We start from the raw sequence: 6,805 nt of genomic DNA on the forward strand, positions 1-6,805 counted from the left end.
CTTATGTGCGATGCAGCATATACTCAATCCCACGATGCTTTTGCATTGTCGCCCTTCATGGGCGTTTCCTCCCTAGACTTGGGCCGTGTCATTTGACACGGCCTTTTTTTCGTCCTGGGCCCATCGCGCTCCATATGGTGTGCGGCCATGGGATCCACCGCCTTTCTCCGCAAGATGTTGCAGGACGTGCGCGCCAGCTACTGGTTTCGCCCGATCGTCCTCCTGGTGCTCGCGGTGCTGCTTGCCCAGTTCACGCAGGCCGCGGATCGGGCGGGGTGGGGTGCCGTGTTGCCGCAACGATTGCTCGACACGCAGCCCGCGGGTGCCCGTGCGGTGCTCGGCGTCATCGCGCAATCAACCATCGGGGTCGCGGGCGTCATGTTCTCGATGACAATGGTCGCGGTGAGTTTCGCGAGCTCCAATTACGGCCCGCGGCTCATTGGCAACTTCATGCGGGACGGGCGGAATCAGACCAGCCTCGGCATCCTGATCGCGACCTTCGCCTACACGCTCCTGATCCTGCGTGCGGTGCAGGATGCGGGATCGGGCGATGGCGCGGTCGAGATGTTCGTGCCGCATCTTTCGGTAGTGGTGGCGATCGGCCTCGCCTTTGTCTCGACCGTCACGGTCATCCTCTTCGTCCATCACGTGCCGGAGACGATCAACATCGCCAACATCACCGCCGGTCTCGGCACCCGCCTGTGCGCCGCGGTTGAGCAGACGGCGGGCACCCCGGATGCGCGGGAGCGGGATGCGCCCTGGCCCGACGGGGCGGAGGTGCAGGCCGTGAGCGCCGGCGCCTCGGGCTATCTCCAGACTCTCGATACGGTGGCGCTCGACCGGATCGCGCAGGATCGCGGCTTCTGGATCGAGGTCACGGCCATGCCCGGCGACTTCGTCGATCGGCAGGCCGAGGTGCTTCGGGTCTTCGCAGGCCCCGTGCTGACCGATGAGATCACGCAGGACCTGCGCGGCACGTTCGCTCTCGGCAGCGCACGGACGGAGCATCAGAACCTGCTCTTCGTCGTCGATCAGCTCGGTGAGATCGTGGGCCGTGCCCTGTCGCCCGGCATCAACGATCCCTTTACCGCGATCAACTGCCTCAACTGGCTGCATGCGGCCCTGCGCGCGGCGGCAGAGCTGCCGCCCGGCGAGCGGCTCAGTTCCTCGGGACGGCTGCGGGTGCGATCCGTGGGCTTCGCTGACATCCTCGCCCGCGGTCACGGACAGATCCGGCCCTATGTCGCCGCCGATCTCAACGTGACGCAGGCGGCGGTGGAGCTGCTGCTGACGCTGGCCGCCCGTCTCGCGCAGGGACCACGGCGGGCGCTGGTAGAGCGGGAGGTGCGCGACCTCCTCGCCATGTCGCGGGGCCTTTTGAAGGATCCGGTCTCGCAGGCGGCGTTGGAGGCCTTGGAGTCCCGCGTCGATGCGGAGCTTGGCGGATAGCTACTCCGCCGCGACCCGGTTGGCCGAAGGGAGCAGGGTCACCAGCTCCGCGATCACGTTGCCGAGTCGGTCGGCCAACTCTCCGAAATCGGGTCGCTTCACGATCGTCTTCTCGTTCATGTAAAGCGAGCGGTCGATCTCGATCTGCAGCGCGTGCCGCCCCTGCACGGGCCGCCCATAGCTCTGTGTGATGTAGCCACCGGCGAAGGGCGTGTTGCGTGCGACCTTGAACCCCGCGCGGGAGAACGCGTCGACCGCGGCATCGGTGATCCAGGTGGCACAAGAGGTCCCGAACCGGTCGCCCAGCACGACATCCGGCCGCTCCCTATTGGTCTGACTGCGCAGCGCCTCCCGCGGCATGGAGTGGCAGTCGATCAGCAGCGAAGTGCCGTGGCGGATGCGCGCCGCCTCCAGCAGGCGGTAGAGCGCGGTGTGATAGGGGTGGTAGACGCTGTCGAGCCGGGCTTGGGCCGCGCGCAGGGTCATGCGGCCGGAGCGGATCACCCGCCCCTCCGCCACCACCCGCGGGATGACGCCAAGCCCCGCGGCCACCCGCGGATTGACGCCGGGCCGGGGGGCCACGGTCACGACCGCCGGGTCGAGCTCCGTCGCCGCCCGGTTCAGGTCCACATAGGCCCGCGGATAGCGCGCCGCGATCAGGGGCGCACCATGGGTTGGTGCCGCCGCGAACAGCTCATCGACGAAGGCATCCTCGGAGGAGCGGAGCGTATGCGGATCGAGCTGGCTGTCCCGCAGGAACGTCGCGGGATAGAAGTCGCCGGAATGAGGAGATGAAAATACCACTGCACCCGGCGTTCCGGTCGCGGCCGACAGGGTGAATGGCTCCATCCGCTCCCTCCCTAAACGAGTGAGGACTACCATAGTGGCTCGGGCGCGTGCGTCCATGCCATGTGGCGGAATCTCGCGCGCTTGTGGCCCCGTGTCAGAAGTCGTGTCAGGTGCCCCGCGGCTTGGCCCGGCGGGTGGGGGCGGCGACGGCCGGGTCCTCCGGCCACGGATGCTTCGGATAGCGGCCGCGCATGTCCTTGCGCACATCCGCGTAGGACGAGGCCCAGAAGCCCGGCAGGTCGGAGGTCGTCTGCACCGGCCGCCCGGCGGGGGAGAGCAGGTCGATCCGTAGCGGCGTGCGCCCGACCCGCGGATGCTCGGTGAGGCCGAAGAGCTCCTGCAGCCGGATCGCTATCCCGGGCTGGGCCGGGTCGGACCAGTCCACCGGCACTTTCGAGCCGGTGGGCGCGGTGAAGTGCGACGGCGCCTCGGCGTCGAGCCGCTGGCGCTGCGGCCAGTCGAGCAGGGCGAAGAGCGCGTCGTGCGGATCGAAGCGGGCGAGATCCTCCGCACTGCGCTGCCCGTTGAGATGGGGGACGAGCCAGTCCTCCAGCGTGTCGAGCAGGGCGGTGTCATTGACGGGCGGCAGAGGCGATCCGACCAGCGCAATGCGGGCGCGCAGCCGCTTGGCGGCCGACGTCCAGTTCAACACGTCGAGGCCGAGGTCGCGGATGCCCTCGGCCAGCGCGGCGCCGATCGCCTCCGGTGGCGCATCTTTCCAGTGGCGTTCGTCGAGGATGAGGGCGCCGAGCATCTCCCGCAGGCGCGGCTCGATGCGGCGGTTGCGCTTCGACCAGTCGCAGGTTGCGACCTCCGCGATCCGGTTGCCGTGCAGCTCCCGGATATCGGCCATGGTGACGGGGGCGGCGAGGCGGATGGTGGCCTCGGTCGGGTGGCCGTCAGTATCGGCGACGACCAGCATAGTCTCGCCCGCCAGCGCATCGTCCGGCGGCAGCTTCGCGCCCTTGCCGCCGGAGAGATGATAGCGCGGATCCTTGCCCGACCTCCGCCGTGCGATCCGGTCGGGATAGGCGAGCGACAGGAGCGCGCCGGGGGAGAGGGCGGGGCGGTCCGGGGCGAGCCGCCGGAGCCGCTTCGCGATCTCCCGCGCCTCGGCCAACTGCAGATCGCGCGGCAGCGCCCGTACATAAGGAGTGATGTCGGCCCCCGGCAGGATCGGTCGCCGCGCCTCCAGAAGAGCGGCGAGGTCGGCGGCGGCGCGGCCTCCGGTTAGCAGCATGTGGCCGAGCCTTGGATGGGTCGGCAGCGCCGCGACCGCCTTCCCGTGCGCCGTGATGCCGGTGGCGTCGAGGCAACCCAGCTCGGTCAGCAGCGCCCGCGCCTCGGCCAGTGTCTTTTCCGGCGGTTGGGTCAGGAAAGGCAAGTCCGCCGCCTCCGCCCCCCAGGCCGCGAGTTCGAGAGCCAGCGGCGCGAGGTCCGCCTCCGCGATCTCGGGCAGGGGATAGGGGGCGAAGCCACCCTCCTCCCCCTTCGTCCACATCCGGTAGCAGAGCCCCGGCGCGGTGCGGCCCGCGCGGCCCCGACGCTGCTCGGCCTCCGCCTTCGTGACGCGCTCTGTGACGAGGCGCGACATGCCGGAGCCGGGATCGAACCGCGCGCGCCGGGCGAGGCCAGCGTCGATGACGATCCGCACGCCCTCGATGGTCAGCGAGGTTTCGGCGATGGAGGTCGCGAGCACGATCTTACGCCCGTCGCGCGCTGGCGCGATGGCTGCGCGCTGTGCCTTCAGCTGCATCGCGCCGTAGAGCGCGCGGACGGCGATATCCTTGGGCAGGCCGGTCAGGCGCTCGGCCACCGCACGGATCTCGCCCGCGCCCGGAAGGAAGACGAGGATCGAGCCGTCCTCGTTCAGTGCCTCGCGGACCTGCGCCGCCACCGCGTCGGCAAGCTGACGGCCATGGCGCGCGGGCAGGGGGCGCTCGGCCCAGCGGGTCTCGACCGGGAAGGCGCGACCCTTGGAGGTGATGACCGGCGCGCCGCCCATCAGGTCGGCCACGGGTTGGGCGTCGAGCGTCGCGGACATGACGAGCAGGTGGAGGTCATCGCGCAGCGCGCCTGCAACCTCCAGCGACAGGGCGAGGCCGAGATCGGCCTGAAGCGAGCGCTCGTGGAACTCGTCGAAGATGATGCAGCCGATGCCGGGCAGCTCCGGGTCGGATTGCAGCATGCGGGTGAGGATGCCCTCGGTGACGACTTCGATCCGGTTGCCCCTCATGCTCTCGCCCCGCATCCGGTAGCCGATGGTCCGGCCCGGCTCCTCGCCGAGGCTCTCGGCAAGGCGGGCGGCGGCGGCGCGGGCCGCAACGCGACGGGGTTCCAGCATGACGATCTTGCCCGGGATCGCCTCGAGCAGGGCGAGCGGCACGCGGGTGGTCTTGCCTGCGCCGGGTGCTGCTTGCAGCACCGCGCGGCGTTGCGCGGTCAGGGCCGAAACGAGCTCCGGCAGGATCGGATCGATGGGCAGCGACATGAGCGAAAGGGATGGGGCAGGGCGCGGTCGTTGTCGAGGGGGGCGGTGGCAAGCGCCTCTCGGTAGTGGTCCCGGCTCATGTTAAGGTTCATTGTGATGGGCTAGGGGGGCCGCGTCCGAGCCTGGGTTGGGCGCTGGTCGACCTCGCTTCGCTTCGCCTCCTTCGCAGGGTGCGCGCGAGGTAGATGCTACATCAGACGGAGCAAAGTCGCCCTCCCCTGGTGAGGGTCGGGCGCTGCACGGCGGTCCCGCCGGGCGGGACGGTACTTCTCTTCGATACCGCCCCGGACGTGATCCGGGGCCGTTCGCTGCGAAGTGCTCTATTTGCGATCGGTACCGGCGCTTCGGCCGGGACGGTATTTACGGGTTCCAATGGTTGAGCCCGGCCCCGTCGGTTTCCGCTAGCGAAAGCACGAGCCAACGCTCCAACCGTTGCCCATCCGCCCTTGCCGCCCTCACGACTGCTCACCATTTAATCAGACGGGACGCGGCCCGCCATTGGGCGCGTCCTTCTGAAAGGCCATATGGGGTGTGCCTCCTTGAGGGCATCGCGAAGATGGCGCTTATGAATGGGAGTATGCGATGAACTTCGAGAAGTTCACCGAGCGGTCGCGCGGCTTCGTCCAGGCGGCCCAGACGATTGCCCTCAGGGAAGGGCACCAGCGGTTTCTGCCCGATCACCTTCTGAAGGCCCTGCTCGACGACGATCAGGGGCTTGCGTCGAACCTCATCGGCCGGGCCGGTGGCGATGTCGCCGCGATCCGCTCCGCCGTGGAGACCAATATGAGCAAGGTGCCCAGCGTCTCCGGCGACGGTAGCCAGATGTATATGGACGGTCAGACCGCGAAGGTTTTCGCCGAGGCCGAGAAGATCGCCCAGAAGGCGGGCGATAGCTTCGTGCCGGTGGAGCGGCTGCTGACCGCGCTCGCCATCGTCAAATCCGATGCTGAGAAGGCGCTGAAATCCGGCGGCGTGACGGCGCAGGGTCTCAATGAGGCGATCAACGATATCCGCAAGGGCCGCACCGCCGACAGCGCGAGCGCCGAGGAGGGCTACGACGCGCTCAAGAAATACGCGCGTGACCTGACGGCTGCGGCCCGCGAGGGCAAGATCGACCCGATTATCGGCCGGGATGAAGAGATCCGCCGCGCGATTCAGGTCCTGTCCCGCCGCACCAAGAACAACCCCGTCTTGATCGGTGAGCCCGGCGTCGGCAAGACGGCCATCGCCGAGGGTCTGGCCCTGCGCATCGTCAACGGCGACGTGCCCGACAGCCTCGAAGACAAGACGCTGATGGCGCTCGACATGGGCGCGCTGATCGCCGGTGCAAAATATCGCGGTGAGTTCGAGGAGCGGCTGAAGGCTGTGCTGACAGAGGTGACGGAGGCCGCGGGCGGCATCATCCTCTTCATCGACGAGATGCACACGCTGGTCGGCGGCGGCAAGGCGGACGGCGCGATGGATGCCGCCAACCTGCTGAAGCCCGCGCTCGCCCGCGGCGAGCTGCACTGCGTCGGCGCCACCACCCTCGACGAATATCGCAAGCATGTTGAGAAGGACGCGGCGCTGGCCCGCCGCTTCCAGCCCGTCATGGTGACCGAGCCGACCGTGGAGGACACGATCTCCATCCTGCGCGGCATCAAGGAGAAGTACGAGGTCCACCACGGTATCCGCATCACGGACCGGGCGCTGGTGGCCGCGGCGACGCTGTCGAACCGCTACATCACCGACCGCTTCCTGCCGGACAAGGCCATCGACCTGATGGACGAGGCGGCGAGCCGCCTGCGGATGGAGGCGGATTCGAAGCCCGAGGAGCTCGACGCCCTCGACCGCGACATCATGCAGAAGCAGATCGAGGCCGAGGCGCTGAAGAAGGAGGACGACGCGGCCTCCCGCGATCGGCTCGCCACGCTGGAGAAGGATCTGGCGGAGCTTCAGGACCGCTCGGCGGAACTGACCGCCCGCTGGCAGTCGGAGCGCGACAAGCTGCAGGGCGCGCGCGAGCTGAAGGAACAG

The 6,805-nt window shown here is 68.8% G+C and carries 4 protein-coding genes (1 of these 4 running past the window's edge); 2 read left to right on the plus strand and 2 right to left on the minus strand.

Annotation, left to right across the window (positions count from 1 at the left end; genetic code table 11):
• Positions 1 to 147 precede the first annotated feature (147 nt).
• On the plus strand, positions 148 to 1,449 hold the full coding sequence (locus I0K15_RS11960) for a DUF2254 domain-containing protein (RefSeq protein ID WP_196101750.1): 1,302 nt from the start codon (positions 148 to 150) through the stop codon (positions 1,447 to 1,449).
• Here I0K15_RS11960 and I0K15_RS11965 read toward each other — a convergent pair whose 3' ends face one another.
• Both I0K15_RS11965 and hrpB read right to left on the minus strand, forming a co-directional pair.
• The gene (locus I0K15_RS11965; RefSeq protein WP_196101751.1) at positions 1,450 to 2,298 is read right to left on the minus strand and encodes an N-formylglutamate amidohydrolase; all 849 of its coding nucleotides are present in this window, start codon (positions 2,296 to 2,298) and stop codon (positions 1,450 to 1,452) included.
• A gap of 106 nt (positions 2,299 to 2,404) precedes the next feature.
• Positions 2,405 to 4,789, minus strand: a complete 2,385-nt coding sequence (hrpB, locus tag I0K15_RS11970) for an ATP-dependent helicase HrpB (protein ID WP_196101752.1) — start codon at positions 4,787 to 4,789, stop codon at positions 2,405 to 2,407.
• A 582-nt stretch (positions 4,790 to 5,371) separates the two neighbouring features.
• Between hrpB and clpB the strand changes: the two genes are divergently transcribed.
• On the plus strand, positions 5,372 to 6,805 hold the 5' portion of the coding sequence (gene clpB / locus I0K15_RS11975; protein WP_196101753.1) for an ATP-dependent chaperone ClpB. It continues 1,170 nt past the right edge of the window; the window shows 1,434 of its 2,604 coding nt (coding positions 1-1,434); its start codon is at positions 5,372 to 5,374; its stop codon lies off the right edge, out of view.

This window comes from Pontivivens ytuae, from assembly GCF_015679265.1.
Taxonomy (GTDB): domain Bacteria; phylum Pseudomonadota; class Alphaproteobacteria; order Rhodobacterales; family Rhodobacteraceae; genus Pontivivens; species Pontivivens ytuae.

Excerpts from the sequence above, each read along its gene's own strand:
- hrpB (WP_196101752.1), bottom strand. The coding sequence starts at position 4,789 with ATGTCGCTGCCCATCGATCCGATCCTGCCGGAGCTCGTTTCGGCCCTG.
- I0K15_RS11965 (WP_196101751.1), bottom strand. The coding sequence starts at position 2,298 with ATGGAGCCATTCACCCTGTCGGCCGCGACCGGAACGCCGGGTGCAGTG.
- I0K15_RS11960 (WP_196101750.1), top strand. The coding sequence starts at position 148 with ATGGGATCCACCGCCTTTCTCCGCAAGATGTTGCAGGACGTGCGCGCC.